Origin of the sequence: Salinivibrio kushneri, from assembly GCF_005280275.1 — a bacterium.
GTDB classification, from domain to species: Bacteria; Pseudomonadota; Gammaproteobacteria; order Enterobacterales; family Vibrionaceae; genus Salinivibrio; species Salinivibrio kushneri.
The window spans coordinates 1,861,769-1,885,879 of sequence record NZ_CP040021.1 but is presented as its reverse complement, the minus strand read 5'-3'; the positions used below and the strand labels follow the sequence as shown (position 1 = coordinate 1,885,879).

Annotated in this window: 24 protein-coding genes and 1 tRNA gene; 22 read left to right on the top strand and 3 right to left on the bottom strand. The window is 51.0% G+C overall.

Features of this window, described 5'->3' with window-relative positions; all coding sequences use genetic code 11:
- Nucleotides 1-6: 6 nt before the first annotated feature.
- From FCN78_RS08840 to nadA, 16 genes are all read left to right on the top strand, one after another.
- A complete protein-coding gene (locus FCN78_RS08840; protein ID WP_077459205.1) occupies nt 7-753 on the top strand; it encodes a YebC/PmpR family DNA-binding transcriptional regulator in 747 nt (248 codons plus the stop codon).
- Nucleotides 754-1,275, top strand: a complete 522-nt coding sequence (ruvC, locus tag FCN78_RS08835) for a crossover junction endodeoxyribonuclease RuvC (protein ID WP_046075360.1) — start codon at nt 754-756, stop codon at nt 1,273-1,275.
- A gap of 279 nt (nt 1,276-1,554) precedes the next feature.
- Nucleotides 1,555-2,184, top strand: coding sequence for a Holliday junction branch migration protein RuvA (gene ruvA, locus FCN78_RS08830; RefSeq protein WP_069361235.1), 630 nt, complete (start codon nt 1,555-1,557; stop codon nt 2,182-2,184).
- A 3-nt stretch (nt 2,185-2,187) separates the two neighbouring features.
- Nucleotides 2,188-3,201 carry a Holliday junction branch migration DNA helicase RuvB gene (ruvB, locus tag FCN78_RS08825; RefSeq protein WP_077659408.1) on the top strand — a complete coding sequence of 338 codons (1,014 nt, stop codon included), beginning with the start codon at nt 2,188-2,190 and terminating at the stop codon, nt 3,199-3,201.
- 526 nt (nt 3,202-3,727) lie between these two features.
- Nucleotides 3,728-5,311 (top strand): cytochrome ubiquinol oxidase subunit I, encoded by a 1,584-nt coding sequence (cydA, locus tag FCN78_RS08820; RefSeq protein ID WP_201258663.1) that lies wholly within the window; start codon nt 3,728-3,730, stop codon nt 5,309-5,311.
- A gap of 11 nt (nt 5,312-5,322) precedes the next feature.
- Entirely contained in the window at nt 5,323-6,459 is a 1,137-nt protein-coding gene (cydB, locus tag FCN78_RS08815; protein WP_077659410.1) for a cytochrome d ubiquinol oxidase subunit II, read from the top strand.
- Nucleotides 6,460-6,474: 15 nt separating this feature from the next.
- Nucleotides 6,475-6,582, top strand: a complete 108-nt coding sequence (gene cydX / locus FCN78_RS08810) for a cytochrome bd-I oxidase subunit CydX (RefSeq protein WP_021024361.1) — start codon at nt 6,475-6,477, stop codon at nt 6,580-6,582.
- The gene (locus tag FCN78_RS08805) at nt 6,575-6,871 is read left to right on the top strand and encodes a cyd operon YbgE family protein (protein WP_069361238.1); all 297 of its coding nucleotides are present in this window, start codon (nt 6,575-6,577) and stop codon (nt 6,869-6,871) included. The genes cydX and FCN78_RS08805 overlap by 8 nt, the downstream gene beginning before the upstream one ends.
- Nucleotides 6,872-7,101: 230 nt before the next feature.
- Complete coding sequence (ybgC, locus tag FCN78_RS08800; protein ID WP_069361251.1) at nt 7,102-7,509, top strand: tol-pal system-associated acyl-CoA thioesterase; 408 nt, start codon at nt 7,102-7,104, stop codon at nt 7,507-7,509.
- The gene (gene tolQ, locus FCN78_RS08795) at nt 7,506-8,192 is read left to right on the top strand and encodes a protein TolQ (RefSeq protein WP_069361239.1); all 687 of its coding nucleotides are present in this window, start codon (nt 7,506-7,508) and stop codon (nt 8,190-8,192) included. Before ybgC ends, tolQ begins: the two co-directional genes overlap by 4 nt.
- Before the next feature lie 3 nt (nt 8,193-8,195).
- On the top strand, nt 8,196-8,642 hold the full coding sequence (gene tolR / locus FCN78_RS08790) for a protein TolR (protein WP_046075367.1): 447 nt from the start codon (nt 8,196-8,198) through the stop codon (nt 8,640-8,642).
- Nucleotides 8,643-8,651: 9 nt separating this feature from the next.
- Nucleotides 8,652-9,707 carry a cell envelope integrity protein TolA gene (gene tolA, locus FCN78_RS08785; protein ID WP_077659411.1) on the top strand — a complete coding sequence of 352 codons (1,056 nt, stop codon included), beginning with the start codon at nt 8,652-8,654 and terminating at the stop codon, nt 9,705-9,707.
- Between the two features lie 107 nt (nt 9,708-9,814).
- Nucleotides 9,815-11,146: a Tol-Pal system beta propeller repeat protein TolB gene (tolB, locus tag FCN78_RS08780; RefSeq protein ID WP_077605454.1), complete on the top strand. Its 1,332-nt coding sequence runs from the start codon at nt 9,815-9,817 to the stop codon at nt 11,144-11,146.
- Nucleotides 11,147-11,195: 49 nt separating this feature from the next.
- Nucleotides 11,196-11,714 carry a peptidoglycan-associated lipoprotein Pal gene (gene pal, locus FCN78_RS08775; protein WP_069361240.1) on the top strand — a complete coding sequence of 173 codons (519 nt, stop codon included), beginning with the start codon at nt 11,196-11,198 and terminating at the stop codon, nt 11,712-11,714.
- 34 nt (nt 11,715-11,748) lie between these two features.
- Nucleotides 11,749-12,480: a tol-pal system protein YbgF gene (ybgF, locus tag FCN78_RS08770; RefSeq protein ID WP_077605444.1), complete on the top strand. Its 732-nt coding sequence runs from the start codon at nt 11,749-11,751 to the stop codon at nt 12,478-12,480.
- A 178-nt stretch (nt 12,481-12,658) separates the two neighbouring features.
- Complete coding sequence (nadA, locus tag FCN78_RS08765; RefSeq protein ID WP_077659412.1) at nt 12,659-13,702, top strand: quinolinate synthase NadA; 1,044 nt, start codon at nt 12,659-12,661, stop codon at nt 13,700-13,702.
- Between the two features lie 482 nt (nt 13,703-14,184).
- Here the strand turns inward: nadA and FCN78_RS08760 are convergent, their stop codons facing one another.
- The 3 genes from FCN78_RS08760 to FCN78_RS08750 form a co-directional block, all read right to left on the bottom strand.
- On the bottom strand, nt 14,185-14,505 hold the full coding sequence (locus FCN78_RS08760) for a nucleotidyltransferase family protein (RefSeq protein ID WP_327293172.1): 321 nt from the start codon (nt 14,503-14,505) through the stop codon (nt 14,185-14,187).
- Nucleotides 14,495-14,908, bottom strand: a complete 414-nt coding sequence (locus tag FCN78_RS08755; protein ID WP_077659413.1) for an HI0074 family nucleotidyltransferase substrate-binding subunit — start codon at nt 14,906-14,908, stop codon at nt 14,495-14,497. Before FCN78_RS08755 ends, FCN78_RS08760 begins: the two co-directional genes overlap by 11 nt.
- Before the next feature lie 180 nt (nt 14,909-15,088).
- Nucleotides 15,089-15,667, bottom strand: a complete 579-nt coding sequence (locus FCN78_RS08750) for a UPF0149 family protein (RefSeq protein WP_077659414.1) — start codon at nt 15,665-15,667, stop codon at nt 15,089-15,091.
- A gap of 284 nt (nt 15,668-15,951) precedes the next feature.
- On the opposite strand from FCN78_RS08750, the gene FCN78_RS08745 reads away from it, so the two are divergent.
- The 6 genes from FCN78_RS08745 to FCN78_RS08720 all read left to right on the top strand — a co-directional run bounded on the left by FCN78_RS08745 (nt 15,952) and on the right by FCN78_RS08720 (nt 24,076).
- Nucleotides 15,952-16,039: transfer RNA gene (locus tag FCN78_RS08745), tRNA-Ser, on the top strand.
- 244 nt (nt 16,040-16,283) lie between these two features.
- Nucleotides 16,284-17,768: a hypothetical protein gene (locus tag FCN78_RS08740; protein ID WP_077659415.1), complete on the top strand. Its 1,485-nt coding sequence runs from the start codon at nt 16,284-16,286 to the stop codon at nt 17,766-17,768.
- Nucleotides 17,769-18,086: 318 nt separating this feature from the next.
- A complete protein-coding gene (locus FCN78_RS08735) occupies nt 18,087-19,253 on the top strand; it encodes a nucleotide sugar dehydrogenase (protein ID WP_069361246.1) in 1,167 nt (388 codons plus the stop codon).
- Between the two features lie 340 nt (nt 19,254-19,593).
- Complete coding sequence (locus FCN78_RS08730) at nt 19,594-20,526, top strand: alpha/beta hydrolase (RefSeq protein WP_077659416.1); 933 nt, start codon at nt 19,594-19,596, stop codon at nt 20,524-20,526.
- A 178-nt stretch (nt 20,527-20,704) separates the two neighbouring features.
- Nucleotides 20,705-22,042, top strand: coding sequence for an MBL fold metallo-hydrolase RNA specificity domain-containing protein (locus FCN78_RS08725; RefSeq protein ID WP_077659417.1), 1,338 nt, complete (start codon nt 20,705-20,707; stop codon nt 22,040-22,042).
- Nucleotides 22,043-22,735: 693 nt separating this feature from the next.
- Complete coding sequence (locus FCN78_RS08720) at nt 22,736-24,076, top strand: capsule assembly Wzi family protein (protein ID WP_158014703.1); 1,341 nt, start codon at nt 22,736-22,738, stop codon at nt 24,074-24,076.
- Nucleotides 24,077-24,111 lie beyond the last annotated feature (35 nt).

The window sequence follows — 24,111 nt, the reverse complement described above, 5'->3', positions numbered from 1 at the left end:
GTCGATATGGCAGGTCACAGTAAGTGGTCGAACATTAAACACCGTAAAGCCGCTCAAGACGCGAAGCGCGGTAAGATTTTCACCAAGCTTATCCGAGAAATTGTGGTGGCAACCAAAGAAGGTGGCCCCGAAGCGGAAACCAACCCACGTTTGCGTGCCGCGGTGGATAAAGCGCTATCAAATAACATGACACGCGACACCATCAACCGTGCGATTTCACGTGGTGCGGGCGGCGAAGGTGACGAAAACATGGAAACCGTCATCTATGAAGGTTATGGCCCTGCGGGCACGGCGGTGATGGTGGAGTGTATGACCGATAACCGCAACCGCACGGTATCAGGCGTGCGCCATGCGTTTTCCAAGTCTGGCGGTAACCTGGGTACCGATGGTTCAGTCAGCTTCTTATTCGATAAAAAAGGGGTGATTACCTACGCCTCCGGCCTTGAAGAAGATGCGGTGATGGAAGCGGCACTCGAAGGCGGCGCGGACGATGTGGTCACCTATGACGACGGTTCAATGGATGTGTACACCACGCCTAATGACTTTGGCTATGTGAAAGATGCACTGGATAAAGCCGGGTTTGAGGCTGAACGTGCCGAAGTGACGCAGGTACCATCCACCAAAGCGGAGTTAGATGCAGACACTGCACCCAAGCTGTTGCGTTTGATTGATATGCTAGAAGACCTTGACGATGTGCAAGAAGTCTACCATAACGGTGATATCTCGGATGAAGTGGCAGCGAGTTTAAGCTAAATGGCAGTGATACTGGGAATTGACCCAGGTTCGCGGATCACCGGTTATGGGGTGATCCGCCAACATGGTCGGCATCTTGAATATCTCGGTAGTGGCTGTATTCGTACCGAGACAGACGACTTACCCGGTCGACTGAAGCATATCTACGCAGGCGTGAGCGAAGTCATCACGCAATTTCAGCCAGATAACTTTGCTATCGAGCAAGTGTTTATGGCCCGTAACGCGGATTCAGCACTGAAACTGGGTCAAGCACGCGGCAGTGCCATTGTCGCGGCGGTAAACGCCGATTTACCGGTGTCTGAATATGCCGCCAGGCTTATCAAGCAAGCCGTAGTGGGAAAAGGCAGTGCGGATAAAAAGCAAGTCCAGCATATGGTCACCCATATGTTGAAACTTAGTGCCACCCCGCAAGCCGATGCCGCCGATGCTCTCGCGGTTGCCATTTGTCATGCTCACACCAACCACACCCTCATCGCCATGGCCGGCAAAGCCAACGCCGCCCGCCGCGGCCGGTATCGGTAAAAGCGCCTAGGGATTTCGAATACAGAGCGCTTCGCTTACAGAATACGGGAAGAGCAGAAAGTAGCGCCTAGGTCCTAGGATCCTAGGCCCTAGGAACTGTTTCTACAGGGACAGGCACGTTACGCTTTTCCGTAATCCGTAATCCGTAATCCGTATTCCGTATTCCGTATTCCGTATTTCGTATTCCGTATTCCGTATTCCGTATCCCCCTCAATCCGACTGGATATAGATCCAGTTATTCTTTATCCTTGGGGCAAAGTAACAAACAGAGATGCGATTGTGATAGGCCGATTACAGGGAACCCTGATAGAAAAGCAACCTCCTGAGATTTTGATCGATGTGAACGGCGTCGGCTATGAAGTGAGCATGCCGATGAACTGCTTGTATCAATTGCCGGAGGTGGGCGAAACTGCCACCGTGTACACGCATTTTGTGGTGCGTGAAGATGCGCAACTTCTCTATGGTTTTAGCGGTAAACGTGAGCGAGCGCTGTTTCGGGAAGTGATCAAGGCCAATGGCGTGGGACCTAAACTGGGGTTAGCGATTTTATCGGGGATGACGGCTAACCACTTTGTCGACAGTGTCGAGCACAATGATGTCTCGACCCTGGTGAAAATCCCCGGCGTGGGCAAGAAAACCGCGGAACGTTTGGTGGTTGAAATGCGTGACCGGCTTAAAAATTGGGAAGCGTTCGATCTCTTTACCCCGCACACGGATGCTGCGACGGCTGAGGGCGCAGCCCTACGCGCAGCGCCAACCACCATATCGTCTGCCGCGGATGAGGCGGTAAGCGCCTTGGTCGCACTGGGTTATAAAGCGGCGCAGGCGGAGAAAGTGGTTAAACAAATTGCAACTGATGATATGAGCAGCGAAGACGTGATCCGTCACGCGCTGCGTTCAATGGTGTAACCCATGATAGAAGCTGATCGTTTAATCTCGGCGCAAACCACCCCTGATCGGGAAGAAGAGGTGATCGACCGCGCGATTCGTCCTAAGTTATTGGAAGACTACCAGGGGCAAAATCACGTCCGTGATCAAATGGAAATCTTTATCCATGCTGCGCGTAAACGCCAAGAGGCGCTCGATCATCTGTTGATTTTTGGCCCGCCAGGTCTGGGTAAAACCACCTTGGCCAATATTGTTGCCAATGAAATGGACGTCAATATTCGCACCACGTCAGGCCCCGTGTTAGAAAAAGCCGGCGATCTGGCCGCCTTGCTCACCAACCTTGAGCCTCACGATGTATTATTTATTGATGAAATCCATCGCTTAAGCCCAGTGGTAGAAGAAGTCTTGTACCCGGCGATGGAAGACTATCAGCTAGATATTATGATTGGTGAAGGGCCTGCCGCGCGCTCAATCAAAATCGATTTACCGCCGTTTACCCTGATTGGTGCCACCACCCGCGCCGGCTCGTTGACATCGCCCTTGCGTGACCGGTTTGGTATTACTCAGCGTTTAGAGTATTACAGCGTGGGGGATCTAACCGGTATCGTGAAACGCAGCGCCCATTGCTTGGCATTATCAACCGACGAGGAAGGGGCGATGGAAGTGGCTCGTCGTTCTCGTGGTACGCCACGCATTGCCAACCGCTTGCTCCGCCGTGTGCGTGATTATGCCGAAGTAAAAGGCACGGGAGATATCAGTGCTGACATAGCCAAACGCGCGCTCGATATGCTCGATGTCGACAGCCAAGGGTTTGACTACATGGATCGCAAGCTACTCAATGCTATTATTGAGAAGTTCGATGGCGGGCCGGTGGGGCTTGATAACTTAGCGGCGGCGATTGGCGAAGAGAAAGACACCATCGAAGATGTGATTGAGCCTTATTTGATTCAACAAGGCTACCTGCAACGCACACCACGTGGCCGAATTGCCAGCCAGCGTGCCTATTTGCACTTTGGCTTTGATTTGCCGAAAACTTAGTCGGCTAAGACTGAGCGAAAAATCCTCGCAAACCTTAATCAAGATCAAGACGTTTTTTTCTAAAACAGCCCCATTGGCCGACAACCAATGGGTTTTTTTGATCTAGATTAAGGTTATGTAGCACGTGAACCCTTATCGTAACCCCATCTGCTAGCGGTTGCTGGTGACGAGACAATGAGAAGTGGCTTCCGTTAATGCCGCCGTCTCACCCAGTTTCTTCGCGGTTAATCACAGTTTTGTATCTTGGTTGGTTCGCCTTATTGTTTTTGCAGCCGAGTCGACAAACCGAGCAAAACGCGATTAACACCCCATTGTTGTACCTATAATATTAGTTATACCTTAATTAGATAAAATTTAACTATAGAATAACCTTGGTGTTTCAACTGTGTAACATGCAAGCAGTCAATTAAGAAGTGTGTAGCTTTCCCCGCGCCAGCCAGTTGTTTTGACTGCCGTGTTGGGTGAGAGAGTAAAACGAGCGATACGCCAGTATCGGCACCGAAAACGGTGTAAAGGAGTGACCATGATTACCGATATCGTCGATTTATCGCGGCTGCAGTTTGCGCTGACCGCGATGTATCACTTCCTGTTTGTTCCTTTAACTCTGGGCATGGCATTTTTGCTGGCCATCATGGAATCGTTATACGTGATGACCGACAAGCAAATCTACAAAGACATGACCAAGTTTTGGGGCAAGCTGTTTGGAATTAACTTTGCGCTTGGGGTGGCCACTGGCCTCACCATGGAGTTTCAATTCGGAACCAACTGGGCCTACTATTCCCACTATGTCGGGGATATTTTTGGGGCCCCGCTTGCCATTGAAGGGCTGATGGCCTTCTTCCTTGAATCCACTTTTGTGGGCCTGTTCTTCTTTGGTTGGGATCGTCTCAGTAAGCGTCAACACTTGGTCACTACCTGGCTGGTGGCGTTAGGCTCTAACTTTTCCGCGCTATGGATTTTGGTCGCCAACGGCTGGATGCAAAACCCCGTGGGTTCAGAGTTTAACTTTGAAACCATGCGCATGGAGATGGTGAGCTTTGCCGATGTGGTCTTCAACCCCGTGGCGCAGGTGAAGTTTGTTCACACCGTTGCCGCTGGCTATACCACAGGGGCGATGTTCATCCTTGGTATCAGTGCTTACTACCTGCTCAAAGGCCGTGATATAGCCTTTGCCCGCCGTTCGTTTGCGATCGCGGCCTCGTTTGGTATGGCGGCCATTTTATCCGTGATTGTGCTGGGTGATGAGTCCGGTTACGAGCTGGGTGATGTACAAAAGGTCAAACTGGCAGCGATTGAGGCCGAGTGGCACACCGAAGAAGCGCCAGCGGCGTTTACCGTGGTGGGCTTGCCGAATCAAGAGACCATGCAGACCGATTATGCGATCAAAATCCCTTATGCGATGGGGATCATTGCCACGCGCTCACTGGATAAAGAAGTGACAGGCTTAACCGATTTGATTGCTGAGCATGAAACCCGCATCCGCAATGGTATGCAGGCGTACGCATTGCTGGAAAAACTGCGTGCCGGCGAGAAATCACCGGAAACCAAAGCCGCGTTCAATGAAGTGAAAAACGACCTCGGTTATGGCCTGCTCCTTAAGCCGTACACCGACAAGGTGGTGGATGCGACTGAAGGGCAAATTCAGCAAGCCGCGCAAGACTCTATTCCGCAAGTGGCGCCTTTGTTCTGGAGCTTTAGGATCATGGTAGCGTGCGGCTTTGCGATGCTGTTTATTTTTGGCATGGCGTTCTGGCAAACCTGTCGCCAGCGTATCGATGAAAAACCATGGCTACTGAAGCTTGCGCTGATTGGTATTCCTCTGCCATGGATCGCCTGCGAAGCGGGTTGGTTTGTTGCCGAATACGGTCGCCAGCCTTGGGCGGTGGGGGAAATCCTCCCCGTGCACGTGGCCGCATCGAATCTGGCCGCTGGCGATATTATTTTCTCGATGGTGGCGATTTGCTCGCTCTACACCGTTTTCCTCGTCGCTGAGCTTTATCTGATGTTCAAGTTTGCCCGCCTTGGGCCCAGCAGCCTCAAAACCGGCCGCTACCATTTTGAACAAAAAGGCAATCCAGAAGCGGATTTCAGCCGCCAGATTGAAGCATAAGGAGAGAGAGCATGTTTGATTATGAAACGTTACGCCTGATCTGGTGGGTGCTGATCGGTGTGTTACTGATCGGCTTTACCGTCACTGATGGCTTTGACATGGGGGTGGGCGCCTTGCTCACCCTGATCGGCAAAACCGACAGTGAACGTCGGGTAATGATTAACGCTGTCGCGCCCCATTGGGAAGGCAACCAAGTCTGGTTAGTGACCGCAGGCGGGGCATTATTCGCCGCTTGGCCGTTGGTGTATGCGGTTTCCTTTTCTGGTTTTTATATCGCGATGGTGGTCACACTGGCGGCGCTTTTCTTCCGTCCCATGGGCTTTGACTATCGCTCAAAAATCGATGACCCACGCTGGCGCACCGCATGGGATTGGGGCTTGGTGCTGGGGGGCTTTGTGCCACCGGTCATTTTCGGGGTCGCCTTTGGTAACCTCTTACAAGGGGTGCCGTTCCAGCTTAGCGATCTCTTGATCCCAACCTACACAGGCGGCTTTTTTGCGCTGCTTAATCCCTTCGCCTTGGTGTGTGGGCTGGTGAGCCTGTTTATGGTGGTGTTGCAAGGCGCAACCTGGTTGCAACTAAAAACCACCGATGCGCTGCATGTACGCGCACGTAATGTCGCGCAACTGTGTGCATTATTGACCACCGTACTCTTTGTGGCAGCAGGCTTCTGGGTACAAAATATAGATGGCTTTGTGGTGGTCAGTGAGGCGGCGAATCAAGCAGCCTCTAACCCACTGGCGAAAGAGGTCGCGGTACAAAGCGGCGCTTGGATGCGTAACTATCAAGCGATGCCAATCCTCTGGTTAGCACCACTGGTCGGCGCTGTCATGCCATTGTTGGCAATGCTGGCGTCACGTCTTGAGCGCGGAGGTTGGGCTTTCTTGTTCTCGAGTTTAGCCGTGGCGGGCGTGATTTTGACCGCGGGGATCGCGATGTTCCCCTTTGTGATGCCATCGAGCACTTTCCCCGGCCACAGCTTGACCATGTGGGATGCCACCTCTAGCGAGCTGACCTTGTCGATCATGACCATCGTCGCCGCAGTGTTTGTGCCGATTATCTTGGCTTACACCCTGTGGTGCTACATTAAGATGTTTGGCCGCTTAGACGCGCAATATATTGAAGACAACACCCATTCACTGTACTGATTAAGGAGCTTGCATATGTGGTATTTCACGTGGATTCTTGGTGTGCTGCTGGCATGCGCCTTTGGCATTATCAATGCCTTATGGTTGGAGCACACCGAAGCGATGGATCACGACAATGAGTGAGCGCCAACCTGCGCCTTTAGGCCAGCACTTTACTGGCCTTTGGCGGCTGCTCTCATTGGCCAGCGCGCTGTGCTGGGGCGGCCAAGTGATGTGGGCGCCAGAAGCCTTTGCTCAGCGCATGGGTGGGGTGACGTTTCCGATGGGCGTGGGGCTGCTCTACGCGACCTGTGTCGGGGTGATCCATGCCGTCGGTTTCACCGCGCAAGGCAAGTGGAGCCGATGGCTCACCTGGCCGCCATTGGGGTGGGGCGTCTCCCTTCTTTTGCTCGCCTTGATGTGGCTACGCTAGTTGAGTCAACCGCTCGGTGAGCAAGTGCAAAATGACAAATGAATGACAAAAGCACCCAAGCGGTGCTTTTTTCATCACTCTAGCGTGAGTAATTGCGCGTTTTTTGCAGCACATCACTTCTCGACTGCTTGATGGGCGACCAATGCGCCAGCCGCGCGGTCTCGGCATTTCTATACATCCACAACTTAGGTATAGTAATTGCCTATCGAAAACCGATCATGGGTAAAGACATGACAGAATCAACGCCGTTTCGCTGGCCCATCCGTGTGTATTATGAAGACACGGACGCCGGGGGAGTGGTTTACCACGCCAATTACCTCAATTACTTTGAGCGGGCACGCACTGAACTGTTGCGTGAGATCGGTGTCAATCAACAAGCGCTCTTTGCCGAGCATACGGCCTTTGTGGTACGCCACATGGACATTGATTTTCACCGTGGCGCTCGGCTTGATGACGCGCTGGAGGTTGTCACTACAGTGTCAGCCATGGGGCGCGCCAGCATGACGTTTTGTCAAAGCTTGGTGAATTCTGATCAAAAAGCATTGTGTGCGGCGACGGTTAAGATAGCCTGTGTCGACCCAAAAAACATGAAACCCAAATCGATTCCAACACAGATTAAATCGGAGATGATGACGTGACCGCTGAACTTTCCATTCTCGACCTGTTTTTGCAAGCAAGTTTGCTTGTCAAGGGAGTGATGCTGATATTACTGGGTATGTCAGTGGTGTCTTGGGCGATGATCATCAAACGCTCCAAGGTCATGCAGCAAGCGTTTAGCAAAGCGGAACGCTTTGAAGACAGATTTTGGTCTGGGATCGATCTTTCTCAACTGTTCCAAGAAGTGCAAGCGCGCAAAGACAATTTGACCGGCAGCGAGAAGATTTTTTACGCCGGCTTTAAAGAATTCGCGCGTTTGCATCGCAGCAATGACAAAGTGCCTGAAGCGGTGATGGAAGGCACCTCGCGGGCGATGCGTGTGTCGCTATCAAAACAGGTGGAAGAGCTGGAAACCCATCTGCCATTTTTGGCCACCGTGGGCTCAATCAGCCCCTACATCGGCCTATTTGGCACCGTGTGGGGCATTATGCACGCCTTTATCGCTTTGGGCGCGGTAAAGCAGGCCACGCTGGCGATGGTAGCGCCCGGGATTGCTGAAGCCTTGGTGGCAACCGCAATGGGCCTGTTCGCCGCGATCCCAGCGGTGATGGCGTACAACCGTCTGACGGCTAAAGTGGGCAAACTTGAGCACAACTACATGAACTTTATGGAAGAGTTCTCTAGCATTCTTCATCGTCAAGCGTTTGCGGCAACCCAGGAGTGATCCATGGCGTATCAACCTAAGCGGCGCAAGATGACGGCGGAAATCAATGTCGTCCCCTACATTGATGTGATGCTGGTACTGCTGATTATTTTTATGGTGACCGCCCCCTTCGTGACGCAGGGCGTGGATGTGGATCTGCCACAAACGGCACAAGCGAAAACCGCGGCAGAGCTAGCAGAAGAGGAAGACAGCGGCGCCTTTATCATTGTGGAAGTGGATAAAGACGGCCAACTCGGACTCAGTGTCAATAATGGCGATATGACGCGCGGTTTGAGCTTGGAAGAAATTCTGGTGCGCGTTAAAGCTGAGCTGCAGCTCAACCCCAAATCGCCCGTGTTAGTGGGCGGTGATGGCCGGGTGCCTTATTCAGAAATCATCCTGACGCTTGATGCATTAAACCAAGCTGGCGTGTCGTCAGTGGGCTTAATGACCGAGCCGTACGAGTCGTAGGTGAGGGTGATGAACGAGCCAAACGATAAACCAACCCACCAAAAGTCAGGCAAAGACTCGCTGATACCCGCGCTGGCGATATCAGCCTTGTTGCATGTGGTGTTAGTGATTGTGCTGTTGTGGGGCGCAGACTTTAGTTCTGACTCAACGCCAACCCCTAAAGCAGGGCGTGCGATTGATGCCACAGTGATTGATCCGGCCGTGGTCAATGCACAGGCGAAGAAAATTCGTGAGCAACGTAACCAGGCAAAGCGTGAAGAAGCAGAGCGACTCAAACGGTTAGAGCAGCAAGCGAAACGCCTTGAGCAGCAGCGTGAGCAAGAAGAGCAGCGCCTTCGCGAAGTGAAGCGACAAAAGCTAGAAGCTGAGCGCCAGGCTCGGGAAGAGCAAAAGCGGATTGCCGAGCAACAGGCCAAAGCGGAAGAGCAAGCGCGTATTGCCAAACAAAAAGCCGAGCGGGCCGAACGCGAACGCCAGCGCAAGTTAGAAGAGAAGCGCAAAGCGGAACTCGCGGCGGAGAAAGCGGAAAAAGCACGGCAAGAAAAGCTTGCCACGCAACGTAAAGCTGAGGAAGAAGCGAAAAAAGCCGAAGCTGAGCGACAGCGCAAGCTTGCTGAACGTAAAAAAGCGGAAGAAGAGGCGCGCAAAGCCGAACAAGCGCGCCAAGAGGCAGAGCGCAAAGCCCAGGAGGCGAAGCGACGACAACAAGAGCAAGAGGCGGCGCTGAACGATTTGTTCTCAGGCCTTGAGTCAGAAGCCAGCCAGCGACAAAGCGCGCGCGGGCAATTTATTCAAGACGAAGTGGCGCGGTACGGCGCCATTTTTACACAGATGATCCAGCAACGGCTTATCGTAGACGATGGCCTAAGTGGCCAAGAGTGCGTGGTGAATATGCGCTTGTCACCGACCGGCCTTCTGCTTAATGTGGAAGAAAAGGCGGGCAATACGCGACTATGCCGCGCGACTAAGACCGCGGTGGCGTCTGTGTCTCAGTTTCCGATGCCGGAAGATGGCGATATTATTGCCAAATTACGTGATATCGAGTTGACCGTTAGACCTAACTAAACGACAGGATACCAAACATGATGGAAGTGAGCCCCTGCGGTGGCACAAGCAGTGTGACAAGCAAAAGTCAGGATCGTTTGCGAACATGGCGTATCACCGCAGTGGTGATGCTTTTAGCCTGTCTGTCGATACTGACGCAACCGGCACACGCTGCGCTGAAATTGGTGATCACCGAAGGGGTGAATACCGCACGCCCGATTGGCGTGATCCCATTTCAATGGAAAGGGCAAGGCGAACTACCCGAGGACATTTCCGGGGTAGTCGGTTCTGACTTACGCCGCAGCGGTAAGTTCAACCCGCTGGCGGTCAGTGACATGCCGCAAACCCCATATAGTGATGCGGATGTAGATTACAACGCTTGGACCTCGCTGGGGGTGGATGCGGTGGTCACAGGCACCATTACTCCCACATCTGACGGTCGTTATCAGATTGACTATCAGCTGATTGATATCGTTCGAGGGCAACTCACCGGCGGTGAAAGCAAAGGCTTAGGTGCCGATGGCAAGCTAGTGCAAACCGATGATCACTTGCTGGTCAACAACCGCGCCACGGTCAACGAGAGCGACTTGCGCCGCTATGCGCATCGCATTTCCAATATTGTCTATGAGCAGCTCACCGGCGAGAAAGGCGCGTTCTTAACGCGTATCGCTTATGTGGTGATTGATAAAGAAAACGACTACCCCTACCAGCTGCGTTTGTCAGACTATGACGGTTATAACGAGCGCTTGATCCTGCGTTCCAAACAGCCATTGATGTCACCGTCTTGGTCACCGGATGGTCGCAAGCTCGCCTACGTCAGTTTTGAAAATGGCCAGGCGGAAATCTTTATCATGAACATTTACACCGGCCAACGTGAGAAAATTGCGTCATACCCTCGTCACAATGGATCGCCACAGTTTTCCCCTGATGGCAGTAAGTTAGCCTTGGTACTCTCCAAGACGGGCAGCTTGCAGGTATACACCTTCGATTTGAACAGCAAAAAATTGACGCAAATTACCCATGGCCGTGCCAACAGCACCGAGCCATTTTGGGATCCTGATGGTAACTCGCTGATCTATACCTCTGACCGGGGTGGCAAACCACAGATTTATCGCGTAAATTTAGACGACGGAACTAGCCGACGGATCACGTGGCAAGGCAATCAGAACATGGGTGGGCAACTGACACCGGATGGCCGTCATTTGATTATGGTCAATCAATCATCGTCTGGCTATAACATTGCAAAGCAAGACTTAAACAGCGGGGCGGTGCAAATCCTAACCAAAACCTTGTTGGATGAGTCGCCAAGCATTGCGCCTAATGGCAGCATGGTGATTTACAGCTCGGTATATGGACGTAAGAATGTGTTGTCACTCGTCTCTGTAGACGGCCGCTTTAAAGCGCGGTTACCGGCAACCAACGGGCGCGTGCGTGCACCAGCCTGGTCACCTTACCTGTAGTTTTTAATTTTAAACAACGTGCGCTAACTTTCTAGAAAAGGAAAATAGAATGCAAATCAATAAAGTACTGAAAGGTCTGGCGGTGGCACTGCCGATGTTTACACTGGCTGCGTGTAGCTCACACGATAGCTCAACCGGCAGTGGTTCTGGCCAATCAACTAACCAAAACGGCACCACCGTTGTTTCTCCTGTTGACGGCCAAGGCTCAATGACAGAGCAACAAATCCGTAACCAAGAACTGCGTCAGTCGCAAACCGTTTACTTCAACTTTGACGACTCATCAGTACTGCCACAATACGAAGACATGTTGGATGCCCACGCGACTTACCTGCGTGCGAACCCAGCCATGGAAGTGGTAGTAGAAGGTCACGCAGATGAGCGCGGTACGCCTGAGTACAACATTGCCCTGGGCGAGCGTCGTGCCGAAGCGGTTTCTAAATACCTACAAGCGCTGGGCGTACCGGCGAGCCAGATCTCTATCGTGAGCTACGGCGAAGAAAAACCGTTGGTACTTGGCCAAAGCGAAGAAGCTTACGCCAAAAACCGTCGTGCGGTATTGGTATACTAATCCAGCCTTTTGGTAATGGATAAAGGATATGACAATGAACAGTAACTCTGTGCGAACCCTCGCGCTGGCGTTACTGGTGAGTGTGGCAGCCCCCGTGGCTGCCACACCTGCTCCGGTGACAGAAGTAGGGGCGGGTGGCACCGCCGTCGATCGTTTAGAGCGCATGCTCCAAGCTCGTAACCAAATGCAGCTGGATATGCAGCGTCAGCTTGACCAAATGGCGCAAGAGCTGAGCAATTTACGCGGCAACGTTGAGCGCAACAGCTATGACATTCAACAAATGGTTGAGCGTCAGCGCGACCTCTATCGAGAAATCGATACCCTAAGAACGGCGAAGCAATCAGCACCTGCAGAGCCTGAAAAAAAGGCTGAGGACAAGTCAGCCGCGAACTACACTGCGGATCAAACCGAAAATGCAGCCTATGAAGCCGCCGTTAATCTGATCTTAAAAGAGAAAGATTACCAAGGGGCTACCCAAGCATTTAAAGCGTTTCTTTCACAATACCCAGAGTCGGTCTACACCGCCAATGCCCACTATTGGCTCGGTCAGCTTTATTTCTCCAAACGTAAGTTTGAACAAGCCAGCCAAGAATTCACGGCAGTGAGTGAGTTTAAAGACTCCAACAAACGCCCGGATGCCTTGCTGAAACTGGGCTTGATAGCACAAAAACAAGGTAATGGCGACCAAGCCAATCAATACTTCCAGCAAGTGATTGATACCTACCCAGACTCAACCAGCGCCAAACAAGCCAAAAACGCGATGTAGGCAATAAGGTCCTAGGATCCTAGGACCTAGGCACTTAGGTCTCCGTATCCCGTAATCTATTCCTAGGACCTAGGAACCAGGAACTAGGCTCTAAGACCTCGCTCTAGGACTCTAGCTCCACTCACGTTATACTACCCGGACTGGAAGCCCCGGACTGGAAGTAAGCATGAGTAATCCCATGAGCCAAGTGATTGAAACGTCGCAAAGGGTCTACCCCTTTCCGCCGAAACCTGTGGCATTGAGTGACGAAGAGAAAAAACAACACGTTGCACGCATCAAACAATTGTTAGAAGAAAAAGACGCGGTGCTTGTTGCTCACTATTACACGGATCCAGAGATCCAAGCCCTCGCGGAAGAAACCGGCGGATGTGTCGCAGACTCGTTAGAAATGGCCCGCTTTGGTAACCAACACTCAGCAAGTACCTTGATTGTCGCCGGTGTACGCTTTATGGGGGAAACCGCCAAAATTCTCACCCCAGAGAAAACCGTGCTAATGCCGACACTTAATGCGGAATGCTCGCTAGATTTAGGCTGCCCAGCGGACGAATTTACCGCGTTTTGTGATGCCCATCCGGATCATACTGTGGTGGTATACGCCAACACCTCAGCCGCCGTTAAAGCGCGTGCCGATTGGGTGGTGACGTCCAGCATTGCGTTAGAGATTGTTGAACACCTTGATAGCCAAGATAAGCCAATTATCTGGGCCCCAGATCGCCACCTTGGCGCCTACATCGAAAAAGAAACTGGCGCTGACATGGTCTTATGGCAAGGCGAATGCGTGGTGCATGATGAATTCTCTGCCCAAGCGCTGGAAAAAATGAAACACCTTTATCCTGATGCCGCGATTCTCGTTCACCCAGAATCGCCTGCCAGTGTGGTCAAAATGGCGGATGCCGTCGGCTCAACCAGCCAGCTGATTAAAGCGGCACAAACGCTGCCGAACGAAAAGCTGATCGTGGCCACCGATAAAGGCATTTTTTATAAGATGCAGCAAATGGTGCCGGAAAAAGAGCTTGTCGAAGCCCCCACCGCCGGCGCCGGTGCGACCTGTCGAAGCTGCGCCCATTGCCCATGGATGGCGATGAACGGCCTCAAAGCGATTGAAAACGCGCTTGAAAACGGCGGCGAAGAGCATGAGATCCACGTTGACGACACGGTGCGCGAAAAAGCGTTAATCCCGCTCAACCGCATGCTCAACTTTGCCGCTGAAATGAAGGGGTAAAGTGGTTCCTGGGGCCTAGGCTCCTAGATCCTAGGAAAAGATGACGGAATACGGAGACCTAAGTGTCTAGGTCCTAGGAGCCTAGGACCTAGGCACTGATTTCTGCTCTTCCCGTACTCCGTAAGCGAAGCACTCTGTATTCAAGATCCCGAATACTGATTACGGAATACAGAGTACAGAAAAAGCAATAGCCTCAATGCGAGCATGATCTGCTTTATCTAGCCTCTAGAAGCGAAGCGTCTCGTCTCCCGTACTCCGTAAGCGAAGCGCTCTGTATTCAAAAATCCTGAACATCGCGTAGGTCGGACAAGCGCCGGTGCGGTGTTAATCATGAATACCCAAGCCAAAGCGCGCCCGTTGCACGTCGCCTCCGACATGGGAGGTTAAAATTAACACTGACCCTGATAGGCGCCCGCTGGCACTCTACACCTTTCCAACATCGTGTAGAGGCCCGTGTCATCGTCGCTAGGAGTTCCTTTGGATTACTTTACTTGCTTGGCTTCTTCGCGAATACGTGTGATGAGCTCAGACGATTGAGTTTGATGTTTGAGTACGATATCAACGGTGTAGGGAAGCGTCGATTGCTCGAGTTTATCTTGTATTATTGCTACATCATTGAATGTTAATGTGTTGCCCTCAAGCATGATGTCGATATCAGAATTATCCCTAAATGTGCCGGTTGCGCGAGAGCCAAAGATCCAGGCGTGTTGGACGCCAGGGTGGCTGAATACCATATCTTGGAGCAGTTGAAATTGATGGGGTTTTAACCCTATCTCCATCAAGAACGTGGCATTATTGTCCACTTTTATTCTCCAAATACCGCATGATCTCGGCAATAACAGGGGCATAATGTTTAACGATCAGTCTTTGCGCTTCGAGGGCATTTTGCTCGTCGTAGGTGTGCGAAAGCAAGTTTCGTTTTACTAGCGCGTCAAGCAAGGTTTCACACTGATCCGACGACAGATGGTTGGCTTCTAACGCTGTGCGAATGACACTGCGCGGCGATGCAACATCAAACCCTTCGTAGCTTAATAAGTCTTTTAAGGTTTTCCACGTGAGCTCAAAAGTAAACTCAAAGGTTTGCACGAGGCCTGCCAGCTCAAGTTCGTTATAGCTTTCTTGCCCGCAAGCGTTTTCAAGCCGACGTTGTGCTTTAATCAGGTTTTGAAGTCGAAGTTGCCAGCGCTCCAGGTGTGTATCCGTCATTTTCACCTCCTTGCAGGGTAAGGGCTTGCGCCATCGTCGCCAATCGAATCATTTGACGGAATACGGAGAACTAAGTGCCTAGGTCCTAGGCACTGATTTCTGCTTTTTCCGTACTCCGTAAGCGAAGCGCTCTGTATTCAAGGCCCTGTATACTATCGTCTAGGACCTGGGACCCTACTTTTATGCCCCTTCCTGATCTTCCGCCAACCCCGCGCCGTGGAGGGTTAAACCACACAACATGGTAGGCATGGCGTTAAAGATTTCCTCAAACTGCGCTAGCTCTTCCGCGCCTTGTGCTTCCATGGTAGAAAGTGCGGTTTCTGGGTCGTAAAGCAAGCTAATAGACAGCACCACGCCACCAAGTAGGGCATTACCATCGGTGTTTTCTGGCATCAGCGTTTCCCAATCATCACGAGTCAGGCTCCAGCCTTGTAGTAACCCTTCGGCGAAATCGCGCGTCGCTTGATTGACAATCTCAGCGTCATCCAGCAAACAGCCTTCCGGCCATTGCCAGGTTTTCTCCAACAACTGCTGACGCTGTTCATTCCAAATATCCACAATCAAATTGGCGTACTGCTCAAACTGCTCATGATTCTCAAACGGCGCTTGTTCCTCGCCACCCCACATCACAGGAAGCCACTCGCTAGGACTAATAACATGAGGCGCGGCCGCCATCGCGGTGACTACACCACGAGTTTGCATTTCGTTAAGTAGCTGCTCGCTATCGGCATGCTGGGTGAGAAAGTCTGATAACGTCATAACACTCTTATTTGTATTTTGATCAATGCCATGAGTCTAACAGCTTTCGCACTCGCGTGCTTCCATCGCTCGTACACTGTTGCTCAACACGTTGGGACTGAATCGGGAGATTAACTCAGCTTTTCCAGACATAGTGATGCTTTTGGTGATGGAATAGCCATTTAAACCTAAACCTATCACCAACAACTTGACCGCAAAGCGGCAACTCTCTATAGTACGCCCCGTTAACGCGACAGCGGGTAGGTCAAGCCCACTCAGTAAATAGCTCGCGTAGCACACAGTATGGTGAGGTGTCCGAGTGGCTGAAGGAGCACGCCTGGAAAGCGTGTATACGGCAACGTATCGAGGGTTCGAATCCCTCTCTCACCGCCATCATTAAAAAAACCGCCCTCGTGGCGGTTTTTTGCTATGTATCGCTCACCGAACAATGATCTCAAGCGATTTTACCCTCACAGCAATTGCCCAAGTTGCTTTTATCCCTTATCTAAAAACGCTAACCTAGTCGCAGTGGATAGTAAAGTAGCTTCGGCTCACTTTTTGCATCACCCACGCCATCATGCATTCAAAGGCAAACACTTGCCGTTAGATTGGCACCAAGACCCAAAGAGTATCAACTATGTTTAACAAGCAACTTTTAGCGATCCTTATCCCTCTAACCTTATCCGGTTGCGGCGGCGGCAGTGACGACAGCGGCGGCAGCCAACCCAAGCCAACCCCTAAGTATACCTTTGAGTTTGCTGCTCTTTATGCGAAATCAGACGCTAACAGCAGGTGTGCAGTTTATGGTGAAAAGCAAGATGGAAAACAGATACTGGCGACTAAAGATCGGATTATAAGTGGTATCGATACAACCGGAACGATTCTCATACAAGATGAACAAGGTGGCGTGACTGATACTTATGATATCGGCTCGAATAAATTAAGGATTAATCAGTCAATTGTCCCAGAAGAGGGCTATGTTACGTTTGTTCTGGCAGAGAAAGGTGATATCAGTGCGATATCCTATCAGAAAAATGCACTAAGTCAGTCTGTACTGTTTGGTTACCCTGTCGACAGCGTCAGTAATGATGATAGATGCGTAACCTCAGGCGCAACCAAGCCGGATGAACGAGAGTATTCAAATGTCAGGGTTGATGTTTCGAATGGCTCTGATGCGCATAGCGTTGGTATCACAACGCCAGATAAGCGAGCGCTTTCATCAAACTTTGGCGCTAAAACGGTCAGCAGAGCATTCAGGAGTGCATTAGGGGTAGGATATGCTCAAAAAGCTGCAGGCGACCCCAATAACACTGATATTTCAGATGTAGAGACGCCGCGAGAAATCACAGATTACAAATTCTTTAATCTGTCCGATAATGCCACAGAGGAACTTGACAAGTTAATCGAAAGCAACAGCTGGACAGCTCCCGCAAACACCTACAACCTAACCTCCGCCGCCCTCTATGCTGACTACCAGCAAACTCCCTATATTTGGCAAAACTTGCCTCACAGCGCGAGCGATACCATCACCTACCGCTATGATCCAGACAGTAACAATCTGGATTACTTTTTAACCGCAGAAGGAAGCGTGGACGCTTCAGGTGATCAATGGCAACTATCGACCGCGCAACAATTGTCTGATACACAACTAAGCGCGGGATTAGGTCGTACGGATCTGGCAGATAGCATCACAGCTCCACAACAGACAAACGCGAATATCGATGGAAGTGGAACGTTAACAGCCTATGGCAACGGTGCTGGCGGCCAAGCGGGGATTCAACGTATTGCTTATCAAGTTGCAGACGGTTCGACAACAGTCACACACGTTATCTATGCTGAAGCAAATGCTCAGCAAACCGTCCCATTGTTCGACAACAATACTATTGATTCACTAGTAAATGGTGCAGGTACATTATCTAATTATGATATCAGCGTGATGTACACAGAAAACGATCAAGCTTTGGCAGCGCTACTGGCAGAACACACCAATCCAAGTATTACTGATAATAGTGACCTAAGTGTGGATCCATTGCCCGTGCTCTTGACCACCTACGAGAGAGAGCAACTGGCTCGACAAAAGAAAATCATCGATCATTATCAAATATCGACGAGTAATCCTTAGGATCTAGAGCTTTTCTTGCTCTTTTCCGTTATCTGTAAGCGAAGCGCTCCGTATTCAATTTCCCGAATGCGGAGTACTGAATACGGAATACAGAAAGAGCAAGAACTCCAATGCGAGCACGGTCTGCTTTATCTAGTCTCTAGCCTTTAGTTTCTAGAAGCGAAGCGTCTCGTCCCTTTCCCGTCATCCATAATCTATTCCCTAGGACCTAGGACCTAGGATCTAGGATCTAGGACCTTTCCCCTAAAGGCCCTAGGATCTTTCCCCTAGAGCCCCCACGTGATACCCTTTTTCTAGACATAACTTAAGGGAAATCCGATGAAAATTGCAGTTGCTGGAACAGGTTATGTGGGCCTGTCAAACGCTATGCTACTGGCGCAACACAACGAAGTGGTCGCACTCGACATTGTGGAAGAAAAGGTCAATCTTCTTAACAATCAACAATCCCCGATTGTCGATGCTGAAATAGAGCAATTTCTTGCCGAAAAACCACTTCACTTCACTGCCACTTTAGACAAAGAGCAGGCCTACCAAGGCGCGGACTTTGTGGTGATTGCTACTCCCACAGACTACGATCCCGAAACTAACTACTTTAATACCAGTTCAGTCGAGGCGGTGATTAAAGATGTGATGGAGATTAACCCAGAGGCGGTGATGGTGATCAAATCGACTGTGCCGGTCGGTTATACCGCTGAGATTAAACGCAAGATGGGTTGCGAAAATATCCTCTTCTCCCCTGAGTTCTTACGTGAAGGCAAAGCACTTTACGATAATTTATATCCATCACGAATAATTGTCGGTGAGCAATCCGAGCGCGCGCGCCAGTTCGCCACGCTGTTGCAACAAGGCGCAGTCAAATCGGGTATCTCGGTCTTGTTTACCCACTCCACCGAAGCCGAAGCGGTCAAGCTGTTCTCTAACACCTACTTGGCGATGCGCGTGGCGTATTTTAACGAGCTGGACAGCTACGCCGAATCCCACGGTTTAGACGCGCGCCAGATCATCGAAGGGGTAGGGCTGGATCCACGGATTGGCGATCACTACAACAACCCCTCGTTTGGCTACGGTGGTTACTGCCTGCCAAAAGACACCCGTCAACTATTGGCCAATTACCAAGACGTGCCCAATAACATCATTCAAGCCATCGTTGACGCCAACACTACCCGCAAAGACTTTATTGCTAATGCGATCATAAAGCGTGAACCTAAAGTCGTCGGCGTCTATCGCTTGGTGATGAAATCCGGCTCAGATAACTTCCGTGCCTCAGCCATTCAAGGGATCATGAAACGCATTAAAGCCAAAGGCATTGACGTGGTGGTATATGAGCCAGTGCTTGAAGAAAATACCTTCTTTAACTCAGACGTGATCAAAGACTTGGATACCTTCAAACAACGCGCCGACGTGATCGTTGCCAACCGTATGGTCGACGAGATCCGTGATGTAGAAAGCAAAGTCTACACCCGCGATTTGTTCGGAGCGGATTGAGGGAAAACCACAATACGGGCTCGGTCTGCTCTTTTCGGTACTCCGTAAGCGAAGCGCTCTGTATTCCAATTCCCGAATACCGATGACGGAATACAGAGTACGGAAAGAGCAAAGGCCCCGATGCGAGCACGAGGCTGCTTTTTCTAGTCTCTAGAAGCGAAGCGTCTAGTCTCTTTCCGTATTCCGTATTCCATAATCTTTCCCTAGGACCTAGGACCTAGGACCCTAGGATCTTACTCTCTTTCCGCTCCCTCCCTCGCAAAATCCTCTAAAAACCATACAACGCAACTATCTACCTCGCTTATCCTCATCCGCACATTCATAACCGATGGATGATGCCATGTTATTTATTACCAGCCGTATTCCCGAACAAGGCTCGCACAGTGAGGCCGGCCGTTGGCTCAGTTTTGATAACCAAAACACCGATATCTCAAAGTGGGTGTATTTTTGCCAACGCGCCGGGCAGGGTGAATACCAAGAGATCACCGCTGCGTCGTTTATGGCCAAACTGAAAGCCTTGCCCGTACATACCCAGATACTCTTTTTGCTTCATGGTTATAACAACCAAATGGAAAGCCATATTTTCCCGATGGCACAGACCTTACAACATCAATGTGATCGCCTGTCACCCAACGCCATACTGGTGGTACCGATTATCTGGCCTTGTGATGAAGATGGCCAGCTCGGTGTTATTGATGATTACTGGGATGATCAACTTGCTGCCACCGCGTCAGGCTTGGCGTTTAGTCGTTTACTGGCGATGTTTGATGACTGGCGTCGCGCCCCCGAGCAACAAACTGATCCGTGCAAACGGCGCATGAACCTACTCGCGCACTCCATGGGGAATCGCACGCTCATCAGCACCTTTCACCATTGGCACCAACATGCTGGACTCGACACCATGCCACAATGGTTTCGGCATATCTTTATGATGGCCGCCGATGTTGATAACCAAGCGCTAGAGCCGCACCAGCCAGGGAGAGCCGTCCTCGATGCCGCCAAACAAGTGCATATTTACTATGCCGCCGATGATTTAGCCATGGCTGCCTCAAAGGTGGTGAACGTACGCCACCGCACCGTCACTCGCCGCCTCGGCATGACAGGCCCTGAAAACCTTGACGCGCTTCCCGACAACAAAGTGACGGTAACCGACTGCGACGCCTTTAATGACCAGTTCGATCCCCACTGGGGTCATACCTATTTTCTCACCGACGATAACGGCCACCCAAGCCCGTTGATAGAACAGATGATGGATAAGATGATAAGAGGCTAGAGACTAGAGACTAGAGACTAGAGGCTAGAAAACATCCTAGGGCCCGCTTTGATCTTTTCCTAGTTTCTAGAAGCGAACCGTCTAGTCTCTCCCTCGTTTCTAGTTTCTAGTTTCTAGAAGCGAAGCGTCTCTTCCCTATTTTCAATCTTTAGCCTCTTCCCTCAACAAGGACGTAACCATGCCCAACACCTCACTAAACACCGACACCCTCAATGTCACTCACCATGGTGGCTATCAAACCGTGACTGGCTCGTGTCACCAAGTGGATATAAAACCAAGCGGTTTACGCTTGCTGATTGATTGCGGGCAATACCAAGGAGATGAAATGCGAGAGGCGAGGGTAAATCTTAATGGCAAACGCATTGATGCGTTGATCCTTACCCATGCCCATATTGACCACTGCGGTTTACTGCCTTGGCTACTGGCGTCGGGCTTTAACGGCCCCATTTATTGCACCGAAGCCACCGCTGCTTTGGTTCCGCTATTAATTGATGACACCTTAAAACTGCAACTTAATATGAATTACGGTGATCGTCAGCGGGTACTTGAGCGCATCCGCCAGTTGATGGTGACACTGCCTTACAACCGCTGGCATCGGCTAAAGCCCAAGCAACAAGGGCAGCCAGCGACCTACTTGCGCTTGCAACCGGCCGGGCATATTTTGGGCTCGGCCTATGTCGAATTAAAACTGCCGGACCAACAACGGGTGGTGTTCTCAGGAGATTTAGGGCCCAGTGATACTCCCTTGCTGCCGGACCCAACCCCGCCAACCCGTGCTGATATCTTGTTTTTAGAGTCCACTTACGGCGATAAAACCCATGAGTCCGTCGCCACCCGTGCCCAGCGCCTCGAGGCGATTATTCAACGGTCATTAGAAGACGGTGGCGCAATTTTGATCCCCGCGTTCAGTGTCGGCCGCACCCAAGAGTTGTTGTTTGATATTGAGCAGCTTATTCATCAAAAACAGCTTGATAAGGCACTCCCCATCATTCTCGACTCGCCGATGGCGCAAAAGGTGACGCGTCACTATCGCCAGTTCAAAAAGCTGTGGAGCAAAGAGGCCAAAACCAAACTGAACCAACACCGCCATCCGTTAGCGTTTGAACAATGCATCACCATTGATGAACACAGCCAGCACATAGCACTAGTGAATCGCCTAAAACAAACCAGTGAGCCGGCCATTGTTGTCGCCGCCTCCGGCATGTGCCAAGGCGGACGCATCATGAACTACCTTGCCGCATTACTTGAAGACAAACGCACCGATGTGATTTTTGCCGGCTACCAAGCCCAACACACCCTCGGCCGCGGTATCCAGCAAGGCAACAAACAAGTGTGGATAGACAACTCGCAAGTCACCGTCAACGCCCAAATCCACACAATCTCTGGTTACTCCGCCCACGCCGATCAAAACGACTTGGTCAAATTCGTGCAAGGCATCCAACCGCCCCCCAAGCAGATCCACTTGATTCATGGCGAACCAGACAGTCAGCGGGAACTATTTGCGAGGCTCAAGTAGGTGGGAACAAGCAGCCTCGTGCGCGCACCGAGGCTCTTGCTCTTTCTGTACTCTGTATTCCGTAATCGGTATTCGGGAATTGGAATACGGAGCGCTTCGCTTACAGAGTACGGGAAGAGCGGGAAGTAATTCCTAGAACCTAGGATCCTAGATCCTAAGAACTCTATCTACCAGAGCTGGCACGATACGCTTTTTCCGTATTCCGTAATCTCTCGTCTAGGACCTAGGACCTAGGACCTTTTCTAGTCTCTCCCCCATTCCGTGATCTACCCCTTCTTTTTAGGAGATAACATACTACAAACAAACACAGATGCCCCGTAGCACGTTATCTTTAAAGCAGTTTTTACAAAAACTGAAACTTTATCTGACCGCTAAAATGTGTAAACTGCGCTACGTACTAGGTTAAAACTACGTTTTGTACAGAAAGCACTCATCGATTTGGCAAGCGCAACTCTTAGCGACAGAGATCACAGAGATGATGGTGTTTTACTGAAAAGTGGCTCTCAACTTGTAAAAAGTATCTTAAAACAGATGGTTACCGCGCCCAGGGGAGCGACACCTCCGGGCGGTAGCGTACCTAAATGACAAGTGTTAATTAAACAATTTTGATATGTTTCTTTTTAACCCTCTCTTTTATCTACCTTTTGCTAATATTGCAGCGTTGTTAAATAATCTATGACATGTTCAAAATGGATGAACTTTGCATCGTCTCAGCTTGGTTACGGTCAAACCTTGGCAATGCTGGTACTGCTGATGAGCACACCGGTGGTGGCGTCGCCATGGCTTGAGGCCAATGACCCTTTTCTGCGCGCTGATCTTACCGCCTTATCCGATGCCGGTGAGCTCAAGGGGCCGATTAACCACTACCCGTTACGCTGGTCAAGTTTTTACGATGACACCGAGCCGCGTAAACACGACACCGCGGGCCAATCGGCATTGATGACAGCGCGTGATAATATGCTCACTACTGCCCGCAATCACGTCCGCTACCGCGCGCATGCCGCGAAATTTAACCGTGCGCCGATTGAATTTGACTTGTATTGGGCCAATGATCCCGCCAACGCATTAGACTACGGCGACACCCCTCGGCATGAATGGCTAATAGGCTCGGCGTATCAATACATGAGCAATCGCTTTGCCTTTAAAGTCGCTAACCAATACCGCCGAGAGGCGAATGGCGATAAAGAGTACACCTGGCAGGGCTCCTATTTAGCATTGAACGATGGTCGTTGGTTATTCACAATTGGCCAAATCGATCGCTGGTGGGGACAAGGCTGGCAACATAATCTCATTTGGGGCAATCAATCGTCCTCCGCGCCCAGCGCCTCAGTCAGTTACTTAGGCGAGCATCTTCCCGTATTAGGATACTGGTCGCTCGAAACTGTATACCAATTACCGGACAAAACCGGTTACGACACCCACTGGGCTGCTCGTCTGGTCAGTAAGCCGATTCGTCAGTTTCAACACGGGATCAGCTATCAAAAATGGCAAGATCCAAACGGCGAGCGGCGAATCAGCGAGCAATGGGCATGGGATACCAAACTCGCCTTACCCGCTTTTGATTGGCCGATCTCCCACGCAATCTACACCGAACTGGCCAGCAACTACCAAGGCCAAGAGCTGGCAACCAGCTTAGTTGGCTGGAGTGGTCAAACCGAGATCGCGCAACAAAGCGTGCGTCTGGTGTTTGAGGAGCAAACCACCTACGACGGTTTTGAGTCCTCGTTAGCCAATACTCCTGCGGTGGATCAACAACTGTCCTCGGATCAGCTCGGTGGCAACAGCACCACATATGGATTAGATAACAGTCGGTCGGTGGCGGTGTATACCCAGTTTAGTAACGATCATGCGGTTAAACTCATGCTGGCCGATCGGGAACAAACCACCCACAACTGGCACGAGATTGAAGCCAGCTATCGTCTGCCGGTGGCAATGGCCATGGTCACGTTAGGTGCCAGCCAAACCGATGACGATGCGCCTAATGTGGCAGACGCCAATACACGCTTTTGGCTAAAATACCAGCTACGTTTTTAGCTGCTTTCATGGATAATAACAAGCACGGATCTCGC